Origin of the sequence: Brooklawnia sp., assembly GCF_032229645.1 — a bacterium.
In the GTDB taxonomy this organism is placed as follows: domain Bacteria; phylum Actinomycetota; class Actinomycetes; order Propionibacteriales; family Propionibacteriaceae; genus Brooklawnia.
The window spans coordinates 1-17,889 of sequence record NZ_JAVTWX010000021.1; the positions used below are offsets into that span (position 1 = coordinate 1).

Annotated in this window: 13 protein-coding genes and 1 tRNA gene; 5 read left to right on the forward strand and 9 right to left on the reverse strand. The window is 63.7% G+C overall.

The window, feature by feature from the left end; translation table 11 throughout:
• Nucleotides 1-27 precede the first annotated feature (27 nt).
• Entirely contained in the window at nt 28-1,608 is a 1,581-nt protein-coding gene (locus AAFP05_RS01280) for a glycoside-pentoside-hexuronide (GPH):cation symporter (protein ID WP_341728040.1), read from the reverse strand.
• A 366-nt stretch (nt 1,609-1,974) separates the two neighbouring features.
• On the opposite strand from AAFP05_RS01280, the gene AAFP05_RS01285 reads away from it, so the two are divergent.
• On the forward strand, nt 1,975-2,997 hold the full coding sequence (locus tag AAFP05_RS01285) for a LacI family DNA-binding transcriptional regulator (RefSeq protein WP_341728041.1): 1,023 nt from the start codon (nt 1,975-1,977) through the stop codon (nt 2,995-2,997).
• 40 nt (nt 2,998-3,037) lie between these two features.
• Here AAFP05_RS01285 and AAFP05_RS01290 read toward each other — a convergent pair.
• The 5 genes from AAFP05_RS01290 to AAFP05_RS01310 form a co-directional block, all read right to left on the reverse strand.
• Nucleotides 3,038-3,113 (reverse strand) — tRNA-Pro (locus AAFP05_RS01290).
• Nucleotides 3,114-3,197: 84 nt separating this feature from the next.
• Entirely contained in the window at nt 3,198-3,659 is a 462-nt protein-coding gene (locus tag AAFP05_RS01295) for a ribose-5-phosphate isomerase (RefSeq protein WP_341728042.1), read from the reverse strand.
• Nucleotides 3,660-3,678: 19 nt separating this feature from the next.
• Nucleotides 3,679-5,874 carry an NAD-dependent DNA ligase LigA gene (gene ligA / locus AAFP05_RS01300; protein ID WP_341728043.1) on the reverse strand — a complete coding sequence of 732 codons (2,196 nt, stop codon included), beginning with the start codon at nt 5,872-5,874 and terminating at the stop codon, nt 3,679-3,681.
• Nucleotides 5,875-5,924: 50 nt separating this feature from the next.
• Nucleotides 5,925-6,665, reverse strand: a complete 741-nt coding sequence (locus AAFP05_RS01305) for a hypothetical protein (protein ID WP_341728044.1) — start codon at nt 6,663-6,665, stop codon at nt 5,925-5,927.
• A 100-nt stretch (nt 6,666-6,765) separates the two neighbouring features.
• A complete protein-coding gene (locus tag AAFP05_RS01310; protein WP_341728045.1) occupies nt 6,766-7,380 on the reverse strand; it encodes a DsbA family protein in 615 nt (204 codons plus the stop codon).
• A 188-nt stretch (nt 7,381-7,568) separates the two neighbouring features.
• On the opposite strand from AAFP05_RS01310, the gene pepN reads away from it, so the two are divergent.
• Both pepN and AAFP05_RS01320 read left to right on the forward strand, forming a co-directional pair.
• On the forward strand, nt 7,569-10,178 hold the full coding sequence (gene pepN / locus AAFP05_RS01315) for an aminopeptidase N (RefSeq protein ID WP_341728046.1): 2,610 nt from the start codon (nt 7,569-7,571) through the stop codon (nt 10,176-10,178).
• The gene (locus AAFP05_RS01320) at nt 10,175-11,446 is read left to right on the forward strand and encodes a dihydroorotase (protein ID WP_341728047.1); all 1,272 of its coding nucleotides are present in this window, start codon (nt 10,175-10,177) and stop codon (nt 11,444-11,446) included. Before pepN ends, AAFP05_RS01320 begins: the two co-directional genes overlap by 4 nt.
• Before the next feature lie 89 nt (nt 11,447-11,535).
• On the opposite strand, the gene AAFP05_RS01325 is transcribed toward AAFP05_RS01320, so the two are convergent.
• Both AAFP05_RS01325 and uxaC read right to left on the reverse strand, forming a co-directional pair.
• Nucleotides 11,536-12,930, reverse strand: a complete 1,395-nt coding sequence (locus tag AAFP05_RS01325; protein WP_341728048.1) for a mannitol dehydrogenase family protein — start codon at nt 12,928-12,930, stop codon at nt 11,536-11,538.
• Nucleotides 12,927-14,360 carry a glucuronate isomerase gene (uxaC, locus tag AAFP05_RS01330; protein WP_341728049.1) on the reverse strand — a complete coding sequence of 478 codons (1,434 nt, stop codon included), beginning with the start codon at nt 14,358-14,360 and terminating at the stop codon, nt 12,927-12,929. Before uxaC ends, AAFP05_RS01325 begins: the two co-directional genes overlap by 4 nt.
• A 134-nt stretch (nt 14,361-14,494) precedes the next feature.
• Here uxaC and AAFP05_RS01335 point away from each other — a divergent pair, with 134 nt between their 5' ends.
• A complete protein-coding gene (locus AAFP05_RS01335) occupies nt 14,495-15,766 on the forward strand; it encodes a lactate racemase domain-containing protein (protein WP_341728050.1) in 1,272 nt (423 codons plus the stop codon).
• Nucleotides 15,767-15,801: 35 nt separating this feature from the next.
• Here the strand turns inward: AAFP05_RS01335 and AAFP05_RS01340 are convergent, their stop codons facing one another.
• Nucleotides 15,802-16,836 (reverse strand): LacI family DNA-binding transcriptional regulator, encoded by a 1,035-nt coding sequence (locus tag AAFP05_RS01340; RefSeq protein ID WP_341728051.1) that lies wholly within the window; start codon nt 16,834-16,836, stop codon nt 15,802-15,804.
• 270 nt (nt 16,837-17,106) lie between these two features.
• Here AAFP05_RS01340 and gndA point away from each other — a divergent pair.
• Nucleotides 17,107-17,889: NADP-dependent phosphogluconate dehydrogenase (gene gndA, locus AAFP05_RS01345; protein WP_341728052.1), on the forward strand; the 783-nt coding region annotated here is incomplete at its 3' end.

Here is a 17,889-nt window from a genome sequence, read left to right on the forward strand (position 1 = left end):
TGCCGATCTTCACTACATGAACGCATTTCATTTCTGGGTACCCTCCGTTGGTTCGCGTTCGTCAGGGGAATCGATTGAGGAAAGGCCGGCCTGCAGGGCGTCGGTATCGTGTTTGAGCACCGTGGCTGCTCGCATTGCCTCACCCTCGGCTGCCAGCGCCCGCTCCTCGTCATTGACCGGCGCCAGCAGCCCGTCTCGGACGGCGATCTTGTGTTGAATGTCGGCGACCTTCTCCTCGGTGAGGTCATAGGACAACCCGAAGACGATCAGGGTGACAATGAGAATCCCTGCGGGCAGCCAGGATGACATCAGGTGGATGCCGTTGAGTGATTGCTGGGTCTGTTGTGCGACTCCCGGCTCGTAATCGACCGCGTCCAAGATCAAGGTCGGTAGGACGCCTCCGAGCAGCATGGAGAACTTGAGACCGAGCCCGATGAGCGTCATGACGATCGCGGTCAACCGACGCCCGGTGTGCAGATCGCCGTACTCGACCGGATCGGTGATGATCGCCCACAGGCTGCCCATCAACAAGCCGTAACCGAACGAGCTCACGCCGCGGAAGGTCAGCATCAAGACGATGCCGGTCGGCGGCAGCAGGCCGAGCAGCAATGCACCGGCCGCACCGATCGTCAGGCCAAGCATCACGGTGCCGCGTTTACGGAAGTTCTTGATCATCCACGGGACGACGGCGACGCCGGCCACCGATGGCAGCACGTTCATCATCGAGAACCAGGCGACCATGTCGGGGCGCATCGCGTAGTAGGTCATGTAGTAGACACCCGACGACGACTGGACGGTGTTGAAGCCGTAGACGCCGAAGAACAGCAGGAACATCAAGACCACGTACTTGTTGTGGGTCGCCTGATGGATCACGTCCTTGAACCCGGGCGGGTCCTCATGGGAGGTGACCTTGATCCGCTCGACCACTTGGGTGGATGCCCAGAACAGCGTCGCGATCATGACGACCGCCAAGACGATCGTGGTGGTCATATAGCTGGTCTGCAGCGAGAGGTACCGCGACAGCCGGCCGCTGACCAGTGGCAGGGCCAGGGCAACGATGACACCGCCGCTTTGTGCGCACATCATGCGAACGCTCTGCAGCTTGGTGCGTTGCGCCGGATCGGCGGTCATCACGCTTGCCAGCGAGATGTACGGATTGATGATGACCGAATAGAGAATGTTCAACAGGTTGTAGGTCACATACGCCCAGAGCAGCTTCATTCCGTAGCCGAAGTCGGGGGTTGTGTAGGTGAGGACCGCCATCACACCGAAGGGCACCGCGCCGAAGATCAACCACGACTTGTACTTGCCCTTGGACGGATTCGAGCGCTCCGCGATCGTGCCCATGATGGGGTCGGCGAAAGCGTCGACGAATCTCGACAGCAGGAACATCAACGTCACATCTGCTACCCGCAATCCGAAGATATCGGTGTAGAAGAAGGTGATGTACATCATGATCGCCTGGAACACGAGGTTCATGGCGAAATCGACAGACGAATAACCGAGTACTTCTTTCGTCCTGAGCCGATAATATCCCGGCTCGGCGCCCGACATCTCCCATGTGGATTTGTCTGGACTGGCAGCCGGAAGCGCGCTCTTATAGCTCACGAAACCGTCCTTCCTGGACCGATTCCCAGTGCTGGCTCAGGCGTCATCGCCCGCAACGACCAGCTGGCGATAGTCACTATATGACACGTATCACCTCGATTGGAAGACGCAACTTGAAATTTAGACGTCACGTGTCACCTGAGAGCCTCGAGAGCCGGTACTCCGGCCAATGACCCATCTGGTCAGCGCCGGAGGAGGCACAGCCTGAACCGCCCGCAGCAACCGGCCCCAACCGCAAGACGGGCGGGATGCGCGGCTCGGGATGCTCTAACATTTCTTCCCAGCGCGGTCATCGGTTGGTGGGTCCGGGCGCTTGTCGCCAGACTCCGGACGCCTGATCGCCCGGTAGCCAGAGGAGTACTCGTCTTGTCGTCCACAACCCCCCGCAGGAACCCCACCAGAGCGGACGTCGCGAGGCGCGCCAGGACTTCGCCGGCCACAGTCAGCTACGTCGTCAACAACGGACCCAAGTTCGTGTCCGAGGAGACTCGGCAGCGAGTGCTGCGCGCTATCGAGGAGCTCGGCTATCGTCCGGATCCGGTGGCGCTGTCTTTCCGGGGATCCGACTCGAACGCCATCGGCATGCTGGTTCCCAACTTCAACGGCCCCTTCTTCTCTGATCTGGTGGCCGAGGTCGAACGCCAGGCGTCCAAGCGAGGCAAGGCCGTGCTCGTCGGATCGACGGCCTATCACCCATCCGCTGAGCAACAGATGCTGCAGACTTTCTGGCGCAGGCGGGTGGACGCGGTACTGATCATCGGACCGACGCTGCAGGCAGGCAGCTCACCGGTCGCGCACGGAGCCGTCAACGTGCTGCGGTTCGGGTCCGATCAGGTCGTGCCCACGGGCATCGCGCAGCGGGCAGCGGCCCGCGCGGCAGTAGGACACCTGCTGGAGCATGGACGCCGCCGCATCGCCGCGGTTCTGGGTCCGGTCGAGCATGGCGTCTTCAGCGTCCGCTACCGCGGCTGGCGGGACGAGACGGGATATTCGCCACAGCAGACCAAGCGTCTTGCGCGTCGGGCCGAATACTCATTCCAGGGCGGTTTCGATGCCACGATGGAGCTGTTCAGCCAGCCAGAACCGCCGGACGGCCTGTTCGTGTCAAACGACACTCAGGCGATCGGTGCGCTGAGCGCGCTTCATCGACTCGGGCTGTCGGTCCCAGGCGAGGTCGCCGTGGTCTCCATCGACGCCACCGAGTTGAGCCCATTCCTGATTCCCTCGCTCACCTCGGTGCGTCAACCCACCGACCTGATCGCCGAAGCCGCGCTCAACATCGTCGACTGCTCACCCGAGGCGGTTCCTGAATTCGTCCGAGTGCCGTTCACGCTCGAACTGCGCGAGTCATGCGGATGCCCTGTGCAACAGGCCACGACCCCCGAGTAGAGCGCGGCTGCCCGAGGGCCAGGGCCGAAGCCACACGATATGGTCGGGGCGACAGGACTCGAACCTGCGGTCTCCTGCTCCCAAAGCAGGCGCGCTAGCCACTACGCTACGCCCCGATTGCCGCCACCCATGCGGCGAACTCGACCAAGTGTACTGGACCTCCCGGCTTCACTCCACTCCCGGATCACTCCGCCCGGGCGTCACTGCGCAAGTGAGCCGGCCTGCTCGTAGCGTTCCATCTTCTCGATCCTGCGAGCATGGCGCTCATCGCCGGAGAAAGGAGTCGACAGAAATGCCCGGGTGATCTCCAGAGCGAGCTCCGGTGTGACAAAGCGCCCGCCCATCGCAATACACTGCGCATCATTGTGCTGGCGTCCAAGTTCGGCGAACTCGACACGGTCGGCGAGCACCGCACGGATCCCCTTCACCTTGTTGGCCGCGATCTGCTCGCCATTGCCCGACCCGCCGAGCACGATGCCCAGCGAACCGGCATCGGCTGCCACGGCCTCAGCGGTGGGAATGATGTAATCGGGGTAGTCGTCCTGCGCGTCATAGCTGACCGCTCCATGGTCGATGACCTCGAAACCGTCGGCAGTCAGGTGCTCAACGAGGTATTCCTTCAAGTCGAAGGCGGCATGATCGGTTCCGATGTGTACGCGCATGGTCCAATGGTCCCAGAAATCAGCCCTCGGCCGCCACCGCCTCAGCCACCGACCCCGTCGAGTCTTTGGGTCCTGACTCCAGCAGCCGGACGAAGCCGTCCTCGTCCAGAATCGGCAATCCGAGCTCCTCGGCCTTGGTGGCCTTCGATCCCGCGTTATCGCCGATGACCACATAGTCGGTCTTGCGGGAGACTGAACCGGCCGCCTTGCCGCCCCGCGCGACGATCGCCTCTTTGGCCGAATCCCTGGAAAAGCCGGTCAGGGTTCCCGTGACGACGACGGTCAGCCCGCTCAAGGTCTGCGGCTCGCTCTCTTGTGGCCCGGCTGCCTCGTCCGCCATCCGCACACCGGCGGCCGCCCAGCGTTCCACCACCTCGAGATGCCACGGCTCGGTGAACCACTCCCCGACCGCCTCGGCGATGATCTGTCCCACGCCTTCGGTGGTGGCCAGCTCCTCCACCGATGCCGCCCTGATCGCGTCGATCGAGCCAAAGCGCTCGGCGAGCGCTCGTGCCGCCGTGGGGCCGACATGGCGGATCGACAATCCGACCAGCACCCGCCACAGTGGCTGCTGTTTCGCGGTCTGAAGGTTGGCCAGCAGCTTATGCCCGGTCGCCGACAGCACGCGTCCGTCGACGACCTGCTCCGGCGGATCCGACTTCTTGGCGGCGCGTGTATACAACGGAACCCGCATCAGCTGCTCGGCGTCGAGGTCGAACAATCCCGCCTCGTTGACCAGCACGCCGTCAGCCAACAAGCCGCGAGCGCCTTCCCAGCCCAGGGCCTCGATGTCGAAGCTCTGCCGTGAGGCCAGCCCGAAGAGACGCTCGGTCAACTGTGCCGGGCAAGACCTCGAATTCGGACAGCGGATATCCTTGTCAGATTCCTTTTCGGGACGCAATTGTGATCCGCAAACCGGGCAACGCGTCGGCATGACGAAGCGTCGCTCGGTGCCATCGCGAAGCTCAACGACCGGACCCAGCACCTCGGGAATCACGTCGCCGGCCTTACGCAGCACGACGGTGTCGCCGATCAACACGCCCTTGCGGGCCACCTCCCACGCATTGTGCAGGGTGGCGCGGGAAACCGTCGAGCCGGCCACCTTCACCGGTTCCATCACCGCGAAAGGCGTCACCCGGCCGGTGCGTCCGACATTGACCTGGATGTCGAGCAGCTTCGTGTTGACCTGCTCGGGCGGGTACTTAAAGGCGATCGCCCACCGTGGGGCCCGGGAGGTCGAGCCGAGTTCACCCTGCTGGCCGAACTCGTCCACCTTGACGACCACGCCGTCGATCTCGTGCTTGAGATCGTGTCGGTGTTCACCGTGATAGGCCACGTACTCCAAGACCTCGGACGCGGAAGCGACCACCTGGTACGCCGGCGAGGTCGGGAAGCCCCAGCCCGCCAGCAGCCGGTACGCCTGCGACTGACGTTGCACGTCCAGTCCCTCGTGCGCACCGATGCCATGCACCAGCATCTGCAGCGGACGCGACGCCGTCACCGCCGGATTCTTCTGCCGCAGCGACCCGGCCGCCGCGTTCCGTGGATTTGCGAACGGCGCCTTGCCTGCCTCGACCAACGACGCGTTGAGATCTGCGAAGCCCTCGATCGGGAAGAACACCTCGCCACGGACCTCGAGCAGTGCGGGGATCTCGGAGCCTGCCAAGACATGAGGAATGCCTGCGATTGATGCGACGTTCGCAGTGATGTTCTCCCCCACGCGTCCGTCGCCGCGGGTCGCTCCAGAGACCAGCCGGCCCTCGCGGTAGACGAGATCGACCGCCAGGCCATCGATCTTCAACTCGCACAGCCACGACGGAGTCGCATCGCCCAGCAGCCGTTGGGTGCGGGCCATCCAATCCGCAAGCTCCTGGGTGCTGAAAACATTGTCCAGGCTGAGCAGACGTTCCAGGTGCGTCACCGGCGCAAAGTCGGTGATTCGATGAGCGGCTCCGACCCGTTGGGTCGGACTATCGGGTGTTCGCAACTGCGGGAAGTGCGTCTCGAGATCCTGCAACTCGTGCATCAGCGCGTCGTACTCGGCGTCCGAGATCGTCGGCGCATCCTGACCGTAGTAGGCCTCTTGGGCGTCGTTGATCAGGCCCGCCAGCTCACTCCAGCGATGCTGGTCGTCCAGCCCGGCCTCAGCGACGCTGGCGCTCGCATCCGATTCCAATTCGGCACCGATGATCTGATCGTCGTCTTCCGAAGGCATGGGTCAATCTTGGCAGCACCCGCAAAGGGGGCCGGCAGCCTGCACCAGACTCAGGCGACGAACTTCGGCGCCCACAAGGTGGTCTCACGGGCGGCATTGAACGCCGCCATCACCTGCCGCTTGTTGAACTGCTCCGGTCGGTTGACCAGCCAATTCGCGATATCGGGCTGATCGATGACGGCAACGTCGGCGGGGAATCGTTCGACGACCAGACGGCGGTCATTGACCGGGACGATCACACCGGTGATGCCGATCTCCCAATGCATCGAGCTGGAGAATCCACCGGCCCGCCGCTGCGCCTCGCCACGAATCTGCGGAACGTAGGGTTGCTCGCGACCATCCACCAGGAACCTGTCGCCGGTGATGTGGAGTTTCGAGCCCGGCAGGTGCTTGGCGTTCAGCAGATAGATGCCACCGGGGCCGACGACCCAGTGATCCAGTTCGGTGACATCGCCGAAAGCGCGGGTGGCCTGCAGAAAACCCCAGCGCGGATCGAGACCCGACAGCCGCACGAGTTCGGCTGCAAGCACTTCGTTGGGATCCAGCAGAGCCCGCCGGGCGCCACCTTCACGCAGCAGCCATCGATCGAGCAGCGCACGCATCGGCGCGCGGCGGCGCGGGTTCTCGCGCACGATCGGAAAGCTCTCGAAGCCGAAGCCGGGCAGCACCATGTCGGTGATCTGTGCACGCCGAGGCGCCACCTGCAAATGTGGCGCATCTTCGTCGGCGAAATATCCGCGCCGCGCGGTCGTTGCAGGCGCAGCAATCTCAAGCTGCTCAGCGACTGACATTCGTCTCACCCCGTCCAAAATGGCACTCGACCCCAATGGTCAAGCCATCGTATGAAGCCAGCACCACAATGGTGGGGATGCCACGCGGGAAACGCGGAGATTAGTTGAAAATTGGCCCGCGGTCGCGGCTGCGCTTCAGCTCGAAGAACCCGTCGGCGGCCGTCACCTTGGACACCCCGTCGAAGAGGTCCCCGGCCGCCTCACCGGTAGGAGCCGGGGAAATGACCGGCCCGAAAAGCGCTTTGCCGTTGATATGCAGCACCGGAGTGCCGACCTCATCGCCCACCGGATCCATTCCCGCGTGGTGAGAGGCCCGTAGCGCCTCGTCGTACTCGTCCGTCTGGGCGCGGTCGGCGATCGTCTCGTCGAATCCGCATTCGCGCAATGCCGCCTTGACAACTTCGGGGTCACCGACAGACTCGCCATTCGGGTGATAACGGGTGCCGAGCGCCGTATAGAAATCGCGCAGTGCCTCGCCGCCGTATTGCTGCTCCACACCGATCGCGGTACGTACGCCGATCCATCCCCGCTTCATTGCCTCCACGTAGTCGGGATCCAGATCGCGGCCCTCGTTGAGCACCGAAAGGCTCATCACGTGAAAGACGGTATGCACCGGACGCACCTTCTCCACCTCCAGCATCCAACGCGATGTCATCCACGCCCACGGGCACATCGGATCGAACCAGAAGTCAACTCGCTGAAGTCCATCACTCATACGCTCAAGCCTAGGTCGGAGGGTGTGCAGCACCACCAAGAATTCTCCATTCGCGAACAACCGTGGGTCTCGCACGAAATGTCGGCCCCAACCGGTAACCTCCACAGTGTTACGTAAACGCGGTTACCGGCGGGTTGGGTCCGCTACCCCCGGGGGAAGCGGCGGACGGACAAAGATTGGAAGGCCCCATGACTAGTTCGGTGAATATCACCAGGGACGAAGCCCAGCAACGCTCCCACCTCATCACCAACCACGCCTACCGCGTCACCGTTGACCTCACCGGACGCGGCTTGGATGACGAGCCATTGGCCGATCCCACAGCCACTTTCATTTCCACCTCCACCGTGCAGTTCGCCAGTGAGGCCGGCCACAGCTGGCTGGATCTGATAGCCGATGAACTCATCGACGCATGGCTGGACGGCGTTCAGCTGCCCAAAGACGCCCACGACGGTTACCGGCTCGCGCTCGACCTGGCCAGCGGAGAACACCAACTGACCGTCACCGCACTGTGCCGCTACTCGCGCACCGGTGAGGGATTGCACCGCTTCATTGATCCCGCCGATGACAAGGTGTACCTCTATACCCAGTTCGAGACCGCCGATGCGCGCCGGATGTACGGCTGCTTCGATCAGCCCGACCTCAAGGCCAGTTTCGAATTGACCGTCAAGGCCCCCGGGACCTGGAAGGTCTACTCGAACTCGCGGGCGGCTGACCCGGTTCCGGACGGCGACGGTCACTCGACCTGGTCGTTCGAACCCACTCCTGCGATCTCCAGCTACATCACTGCGCTGGTGGCAGGCGAGTTCTACGTGCACGCCGGTCAGCTGACGTCCGTCAAGGGTGTGGTGCCCGCCGATTTCGTCTGTCGCGAGTCGATGGCCCCCTATCTCGAGGTCGAGCAGATGGGTACCACAACCCAGCGGGGCTTCGAGGTTTACGAGCAGGCATTTGGCTGCGAGTACCCATTCAGTTCCTACGATCAGCTCTTCTTACCGGAGTACAACGCGGGCGCCATGGAAAACGCCGGGTGTGTCACCTTCCGCGACGAATATCTCTTCCGTTCCAAGGTCACTGCCGACGACTACGCCCGCCGCGACAATACGATCCTGCACGAGCTGGCTCACATGTGGTTCGGCGATCTGGTCACCATGAAGTGGTGGGACGATCTGTGGCTGAACGAGAGCTTCGCTGAATGGTCGGCCTACTACTGCCAAAGCGAGATCGCCCACCGGTATGGCGGCAATGATCCCTGGACGACCTTCGCCAATATGCGCAAGCTGTGGGCGTACCGCGTCGATCAGGCACCGGGTACCCATCCGATCGCCGCCGACATGATCGATCTCGAGACTGTTGATCAGAACTTCGACGGCATCACCTACGCCAAAGGCGCCAGCGTCCTCAAACAGCTGGTCGCCTATGTGAGCGAATCGCAGTTCCTGGCCGGGGTGCGTGACTACCTGAGCGAACACGCGTGGAGCAACACCACATTCGCCGACCTGCTGGGTGCACTGCAGAAGTCCAGCGGACGCGATCTTTCCGGGTTCGCTGCCGAATGGCTGGAGACCACCGGCGTCAACCTGATGCGGGCCGACTTCGATATCGCGGACGACGGCAGCTATTCGCGCTTCGAGGTCGTGCAGAGTGCCGATCCCGAGCACCCGACGCTGCGAACCCACCGGCTGGCAATCGGGCTCTACGACCTTCGAGCGGGCGGGCTGCTGCGGCGCGAATCGCTGGAACTCGATGTCAGCGGAGCACAGACGGTCGCCGCGGCTCTGATTGGCAAGCCCCGTGCCGATCTCGTGCTGCTCAATGACAGAGATCTGACCTACACCAAGGTGCGTCTGGACGCCGATTCACAGCGAATGGCCACCGAGAACATGGCGAAGCTCGTCGACCCGCTGGCGCGTGCGGTTGTGTGGACGACCGCCTGGGATACCTGGCGCGATGCGCAACTCACCTCGACGGACTATCTGACCCTGGTTCTCAGCGGTCTACAGACCGAATCCGACGTGACCGCGGTCATCAATCAGCTGCGGCAGGCCCACCTGGCCGTCACGCGCTATGCCGCGCCGTCCCAGCGGCATCAGCTTCGCGCATTGTTGGTGGTGAGCCTGGCCGAGCTACTGAAAGCGGCCGGGCCCGGTTCGGACCGCCAGTTGGCCGTCGCCGACGCGATGATCTCCGCCGTCGATTCACCGGCAGGTGCCGGACTGTTGGAGGGCTGGCTCATCGGAGAGGAGATTCCCGAAGGGCTGCCGATCGACACCGATCGCCGCTGGGCGATCCTCACCGCGCTCGCACGCCTGGGACGAGTCACCACCGAACAGATCGACGCCCAGTACCAGAGCGACCGCACCATCTCCGGGACCGAATTCGCGGCCGGCGCACGCGCCGCACTCGCCGACCCCCAGACCAAGGCCGAGGCCTGGCGGCTCGCCACCGAAGATCCGGACATACCGAACGGCACCCACGTGGCGATCGCCGGCAACTTCTGGAAGTTCGGCCAAGAGGAACTCCTCAACGGCTACCAGGACGCCTACCTCGAACTCTGCGACCAGATCGCCACGTCGTCCGGCAGCTGGGCCAAGCGCGGACACGTGGCACGCCAGACCGCGCTCAGCTATCTGTGGCCGGCAGTACTGGCCGATCGCGAATGGATCGCCAAGCTGGACGAGTGGATGGCTGCCCGCGAGCTTCCCGAGCAGGTGCGTCGCGTGCTGTCCGACTCCCGGGCCGAGGCCCTGCGCGGCATCGCGGTGCAGGAGTTCGGGCTGGACTCCGGAGACGAGGAATGAGCGGCTATTCGATCAAGGGTGCCCGCTCGGCCTCGGGCACCCCGCTCGATTTGCACATCGCGGACGGCCGTCTGGTCGCCGGGCCCGCCCTTGGTGCCAAGATCATCGAGGCTGATGGGCTGCTGGCGTTGCCCGGACTGGTCGATATGCACACCCACCTGCGTGAGCCCGGTTTCGAAGAGTCCGAGACCGTGGCCAGCGGCACCGCCTGCGCGGCCCGCGGTGGCTTCACCGCCGTTTTCGCGATGGCCAATACCGATCCGGTGACCGACTCGGTCGAGCGCGCCGCTCACATCGCCGAACTGGGGCGCGCCGCAGGCAACGCGGAGGTCTTCCCGATCGGTTCAATCACCATCGGACTCGCCGGCGACCGGCTGTCCCCCATTGCCGAGATGGCTGCGTCCGGCGTACGGATGTTCAGCGACGACGGCAAATGCGTGATGAACTCAGCCCTGATGCGTGAGGCGTTGCGGTTGTCGTCCGAAGCCAACGTGATCATCGCTCAGCACAGCCAAGATCATGTGCTGGCCGGCCCCCAGGCGGCGGCCGATGAACGTACCGTTGCCGCCGACCTCGGCATCACCGGCTGGCCGTGGGCAGCCGAATCGACCATCATCGCTCGCGACGTGCAGCTGGCCGAACTCACCGGCGGACGACTGCACGCCTGCCACATCACGACCGCGGAGAGCGTTGAGGTCGTGCGCTGGGCAAAGGCGCGCGGCGTCAAGGTCACGGCGGAAGCGACCCCGCACCATCTGCTTCTGGACTCAGAACTGCTGCGCGGGCTGGACACCGCATTCAAGGTCAATCCTCCGCTGCGCGGGGCCGAGGACATCGAGGCGCTACGGTCAGCGCTGGCCGACGGCACCATCGATGTGGTCGGCACCGATCATGCCCCGCATGACCCGAAGGCCAAGCAGGGTGATTTCGCGCACGCCAAGCCCGGCATGCTCGGACTCGAACAGGCGCTGGCATCGGTCATCGAGACGATGATCAACACGGGACGAATGGATTGGACAGATCTCGTCCGAGTGATGAGTGTGACCCCGGCCCGTCTCACCGGCGTACCGGATCAGGGCGGCATGTTGCGCATCGGCGAGGTGGCCAACCTGGTGCTCGTCGACCCGACCCGGCGTGCTGTCGTGGATCGGGAGACGTCGCGCTCGGCGTCCCGCAACAACCCCTATCACGGGTTGGATTTGCCCGACCCAATCGAGATGACCTTCTACTCAGGCCATCTCAGTTATTCCCGCCGGATTTCGGCATAGCCACCCAAGATGACAGCGGCTACCGAATTTCGATTTGCGGTAGCCGCTGTCATCTCCATCAGCTGCTGTTGGGTGGACCGGACAGCCGGTCAGCCACCGATCGTCTGCATCTCCTGAGCCTGGCTCAGCACCGCGACCGCGACCCTCTCGTCGTCGATCTGCAGGTAACCGAGCACGGCGTGCACAGCGCTCGCCAGGTCCCCGGCACGCACCTCATCGACCAGCTGCGCGACGGCTGCGTCCGAGATCGGGGCGCCCAGGCCACGCAGATGCAGCGTCCAGCCCGCGACCGCACGGGTTGCTCCGGTCGCGACCTCGCCGCGCTCCAAGAGCGCCTTGATGTGCGGCACGGTACGGATCGGCAGCTTCTGAGAACCGTCGGCAGCGATGCGGGCCAGTTGATCCTTCATCTGCGGGTTGGTGAACCGCTCCAGCAGCGCAGCACGGTAGGCCTGCTTCTCGGCTTCCGGCAGCGGAACCTGCTGCACGGCGTCGTCCCAGAAGGCGTTGACCCAGCCGAGCACCCGCTCGTCGTTGATCGCCTGGTAGACGGTCTCGAGACCGAGCACCGGGGCGCAGTAGGCCATCAGCGAATGGGAGCCGTTCAGCAGGTAGAGCTTGCGCATCTCATGGGGGCCGATCTCGTCCACGAATTTCGCGCCGACGCTCTCCCAATCGGGATGCCCGGCCTTGAACTCGCCTGCCAGCACCCATTCCGCGAACGGCTCGCAGACCACCAGGCCGGGATCGACGATGCCGGTCAACTCCGCAACCCTGGCCGCGTCCTGATCGCTGGTGTGCGGGGTGATGCGGTCGACCATCGTGGTGACGAAGCCGACGTTCTCATCGATCCACTCGCTGAGACTCGGGTCGACATACTGTGCGGCCTGCCGGATGACGGTCTTCGCCATCGCCCCATTTTCTGGCACGTTGTCGCAGGGCACGAAGGTGATCGCCCCGGCACCGGCCGCCCGTCTGGCCAGCAGCCCGCGGACGAACTTCGCCGGTCCGGTGAAGACCGGAACATCCAGTCGGCCCGACTTCAACTGGTCCAGGTCGGCGACGAGATCGGGATTGCCCAGGTCGAGGTCGCCCTGCGGATTGCGGCAGTAGCCGGCCTCGGTGATCGTCGAGGTGACGATGACGACCTGCGGGTCGGCGAACAGCTTCGTCCATGAGTCAATGTCGTGCGACCGGAAGGTCTTCGAGACCGAGCTGATCACCTCGACCCGGTCACCATCGGGCGCCTGAATGTCGAGCTGGTAGAGACCCTGCTGAGCGTCCAGGGCATCATCGCGCGGCGAAACCCGCGGCCCCAGCGTGGTACGACCGGGGAATCCGGCGATGCCCCACTGATCAGCATCGGTCGCATGCTCGGTGTACCAGGCCTGGTGTGCGCGGGTGAAGTTCCCGATGCCCAGATGGACGATGCGGATCGGCGCAGCCCGACGACCATCCTGGGCCCGGTTCAGGATCCGGCTCACAGCTTGAATACCTTCTTCGGGTTATCCACGACGAGCTTGCGGGCCTGCTCGAGCGCCTCGTCCTCGTCGAGACGATGCACCGCGACCAGGTTGGCCAGATGTGCGGCGTCCATGCGGCGCATCATGTCGTGACGAGCCGGAATCGAGCAGAATGCGCGGGTGTCGTCGATCATTCCGGAGATCCGGCTGAAACCGGCCATCTCGGTGACGGCTTCCTTGAAACGCATGATCGATTGGGGAGCATCGATGAACCACCACGGGACGCCGATGAAGACCGAGCGGTAGAACCCGGCAAGCGGCGCGATTTCGCGGCTGTACACATCCTCGTCAAGGGTGAACAGCACCAGGTTGAGGTTCGGATGGTTGCCGAAGGCATTGAGCATCTCGCGGGTGGCGCGGGTGACCTCCAGGGCATGCGGAATGTCGCAGCCGACATCGGCCCCGTACTTCTCGAAGGTGGCGCGGTCGTGGTCACGCAAGGATCCCGGGTGCAGCGTCAGCGTCAAGCCGTCCTCGGTGGCCATGCGCACCTGGTCCATGATCAGGTGGTGGTGCAGGGCGTCGGCCTCGGCAGCAGTGATCTGCCCGGCGCGAGCCTTGGCGTAGAGCCGCTCGGCATCCTGCGCGTCGAGGTAGGCGGCGTTCAGATCCTGGATGCCATGGTCGGTGCTCACTCCGCCGTGAGCCTTGAAGTAGGCGCGACGGCTCTCCAACGCTGCGGTGAATCCGGCCAGCGTGCTCACGTCGAGCCCGGCAATCTCGCCGAGCCTGTCGGCGCGCTCATTCCAGTCAGGGCTACCGGGCAGCAGGTACTTGTCGGGACGGAAGGTCGGCGCGACGTGGTGCTTTGCCGCGAACTCGGCATCGGCGGCAAGCAGGTCATGCTCGTGTAGGTCATCGCAGGGGTCATCGGTCGTGGCGATGAACTCGATATTGAACTGGTCCATCAGGGCACGCGGACGATGATCCTCATCATCGATCCAGGCCTGAATGGTGTCGTAGATCTCGTCGGCGGTCGCTGCACTCGGACGCTGAGTGACACCGAAAACACCCACCAGCTGATCGGTCAGCCAGTAGCGCATCGCCGTGCCGTTGAAATCGGCCCAGTGCGCGCAGAAGGTCCGCCAAGCATTGCGGTTGTCTGTCTCGGTCATGTCGCTACGAGTGACCGGAACACCCAACGCGGACAACTCCACACCGTTGGCGTGCAGAATCCGATTGATGTAGTGATCGGGAGTCAGCAGCAGCCTGGTGGGATTATCGAACGAAAGATCCTCGCTCAGCCACGCGGGAGGCACGTGCCCGTGCGGCGAGATGATCGGCAGATCCTTGGTTGCGGCATAGATACCGCGCGCGATCCGGCGGACGGCCTCGTCCGGGGGAAATAGGCGGTCGTCATGCAAGGTCAGTTCAGATCCCATGCGCCACATTCTCGTCGATACCCCCGAACTGCCCCAACAGTTGCCAGCTGTTGCCAGCTGCCCTACCGGCGGCAGATCTCTCGGGGTAAAACGACGACCGCGGGCTGTATCGTGAACTCAGCGATCTCAATCAGGAGCGTGTCATGTCCATATCTACCGTCGGCGGCCCGGGCTATCACATCGGTGTCGAGGAGTTCGAAGGCTTCGTCGCTGAAGCGATCGGCAGGATCGATCTGGCAGGCAAGAGTCTGTGCCTCATCATCCCGGACGACACACGGGGCTGCCCGATGCCGCGCATCCTACGCGCCGTATACCAGGCGGTCGCGGGCCAGGCCGCCAGCATCAGCTGCGTCATCGCACTGGGCACCCACGAGTACATGGAGCCCGATGAGATCGCGCTCTGGACGGCCGGCGATCCCGACGCCGACCTTGGGCAGGTCTACCCCGGCATGCCGATCGTCAACCATCTGTGGAAAGACCCCGAGCAGTTGGTCAACGTCGGCCATATCGACGCCGATCGCATCAACGAACTATCCGGTGGGCGCCTGAATCTGGGCACCGATGTGCTGATCAACAAGACCGTGGTGGACGCCGACGTGAAGATCATCGTCGGCCCTATCCTGCCGCACGAGGTCGTCGGCATCTCCGGTGGCAACAAGTACTTCATCCCCGGCTGCGCCGCTCACGAACTGATCGATATGACCCACTGGGTGGGAGCACTGATCACCTCAGCGAAGATGATCGGATCTCCCGGAATCACTCCGGTGCGCGCCATGATCAACGAGGGCGCAGCTCTGATTTCCGGCGAAAAATATTGTCTGGCATTCGTGGTCAAGGCGTACTCCGACGAACTGGAGTCCGCATCTTTCGGTAGTCCCGAGGACGCCTGGGCCGAGCAGGCGAAGGTGACCGCGCAGACCCACATTGAGTATGTCGATGAGCCGTTCACCAACGTCATCGCCGAGATCCCGACGCGCTACCACGACATCTGGACCGCCGCCAAGGGCTTCTATAAGACCGAGCCCGCAGTCGCCGATGGCGGCGAGACGATCATCTACGCCCCCCACATCACCACGGTCTCAGAAGCCCATCCGGAGATCTACCAGATCGGCTACCACTGCCGCGACTACTTTGTGAAGCAATGGGAGACGTTCAAAGACGTGCCCTGGGGCGTGCTGGCGCATTCCACGCATGCCCGCGGAGCAGGTACTTACGATCCCGAAACCGGTGTCGAGAACTGCCGACTGAAGCTGACCTTTGCCACCCAGATCTCAGCCGAGGTCTGCGCCTCGATCAATGTCGGCTACCGGGATCCGGCGACCATTCCCGCACTCATGGACGATCCCAGTTTCCATGTGGTGACCGATGCCGGCGAGGTGCTGTTCCGGCTGAGCTCGGAGCGTCCGGAAAGCTGATCGTGGGTCTCGGGGGCCCGTCAATGCCCGATGAATTAAGGCTGGGTCCCTAAACGCCGAGGAGCCGGACCGGTCGACTCTCGGACGATCAGCCGCATCGGCAAGACGGTCGGGCGGTCGGCGCTGACCTCCGGCTCCTGGCCGTTGGCCAACGCGATGATAGTGCGTGCCGCGCGTTCACCGAGCAAGGTGAGCGGGGAGGCGACTGTCGTCAGGCCCGGAGTGACCAAGTCGGAGACGAAGACATTGTCAATACCCACGACAGACAGCTCACCGGGAATATGGACTCCGACCGCCCGGGCCGCGCGCATCACGCCGACGGCGACGATGTCGTTGAAGCAGATGACCCCGGTGACGTGCTGCTCGCGGATCTGCGGAAAGATGCTCATACCGCCGCGCACCGTCGGTGCAGTCGGGCCCACACGATGATCTACCAGGTCGAGTTCGTAACAGCCCTCCCTGAAGGCCCGCTGCCTGGCCCCGTCGGCCCATGACGTACTCGGGCCGGTGACGTATGCCACCCGCCGGTGTCCCAGCTCGGCCAGGTGTTCCAGCGCCCGGCGCATACCTCGCGCATTGTCGGTGATGACACTTGGGATGCCTGGCACCAGCCGGTTCAACGAGACGATCGGGGCAACCTTCGCTGCATGGCGCAGAACCGAGTCCGGCAGCCGCGAGGTGGCCACGATCATGCCGTCGACGATGGGCGTCGTCCGATCGAAGAGCCTGCGTTCGAGTTCGTCGTTCTCCTGCGAATCGGCCAGCAGGATCGAATAGTCCTCGGCGACCGCCACATGCTCGGCGCCGCGGATGATACCGAAGAAGAACGGATTGGTGATATCTGTGGCGCTGATCCCGAGCATCTTCGACTGCCGGCTCGTCTCGGCCCTGACCGCCTGCGGCGCACGGTAGCCCAGTTCGGCTGCAACCTCATGGATGTGGGCTGCTGTTCTTGGGCTCACTCGTCCTGGACGGGAAAACGCCCGGGAGACTGTCGACGGGCTGACCCCGGCTACTGCGGCCACATCGTAGATGGTGACGGCCTTACCTGCTGAGCCCGGGTTGTCCACGCTGAACACTCTAACCGACCGATGTCTTCCACGAGCAGTGCTCGCCGGTGGCAACAATGGCCAGATTCCACGTCGAACACCCGAGATCGACCGATTTGGCCGTAGCGTTGCTCTAGACAATGACTCGATGGCTGAGGCGACGGGGAGGGCCACCAAGAGCGGTGGTCCGCCGCAATCGGACGACCACGGCGATGGTTGCTGGCATGCAACCTGCCGGGCCGAAGTGCGGTCCAGGATCGTTTGGCTCGACACAGCAAGGAGAAGCAGCATATGTCAGACAAGGCCAATATCGGCGTCGTCGGTATGGCGGTGATGGGATCCAATCTCGCCCGCAATCTCGCCCACAAGGGCTTCACCGTCGCGATCTTTAACCGGACCTACGCGAAAACTCAGCAGGTACTGGCCGATCATGGCCACGAAGGCACGTTCATCGGATCAGAGTCGATCGCCGACTTCGTCGCCTCGATCGAACATCCGCGTTCCATCATCGTCATGGTGAAGGCCGGCGCGGCCACCGACGCCACCATCGACGAGTTGCTTCCCTATCTGGAGCCGGGCGATATCATCTTGGACGCCGGCAATGCGTTCTTCCGCGACACCATCCGCCGCGAGAAGGAGATCTCTGCCAAGGGATTCCATTTCGTCGGAACCGGCGTGTCCGGCGGCGAGTACGGCGCGCTGACCGGACCGTCCATCATGCCCGGCGGTACCCCGGAGAGCTACCAGATCGTCGGACCCATGCTGGAGGCCATCTCGGCTCATGTGGGCGACGAACCCTGCTGCACCTGGATCGGCCCCAACGGCGCAGGCCACTTCGTGAAGATGATCCATAACGGCATCGAATACTCCGATATGCAGGTCATCGGCGAGGCTTATGAACTGCTGAAGGCCGCAGGCATCGGCAACGACGAGGCCGCCGAGATCTTCACGAGCTGGAACGCCGGCGAATTGGCAAGCTACCTCATCGAGATCACCGCCGACGTGCTCGGACAAAAGGATCCGCAGACCGGCGCTGCTCTGGTCGACGTGATCAAGGATCGCGCCGGCAGGAAG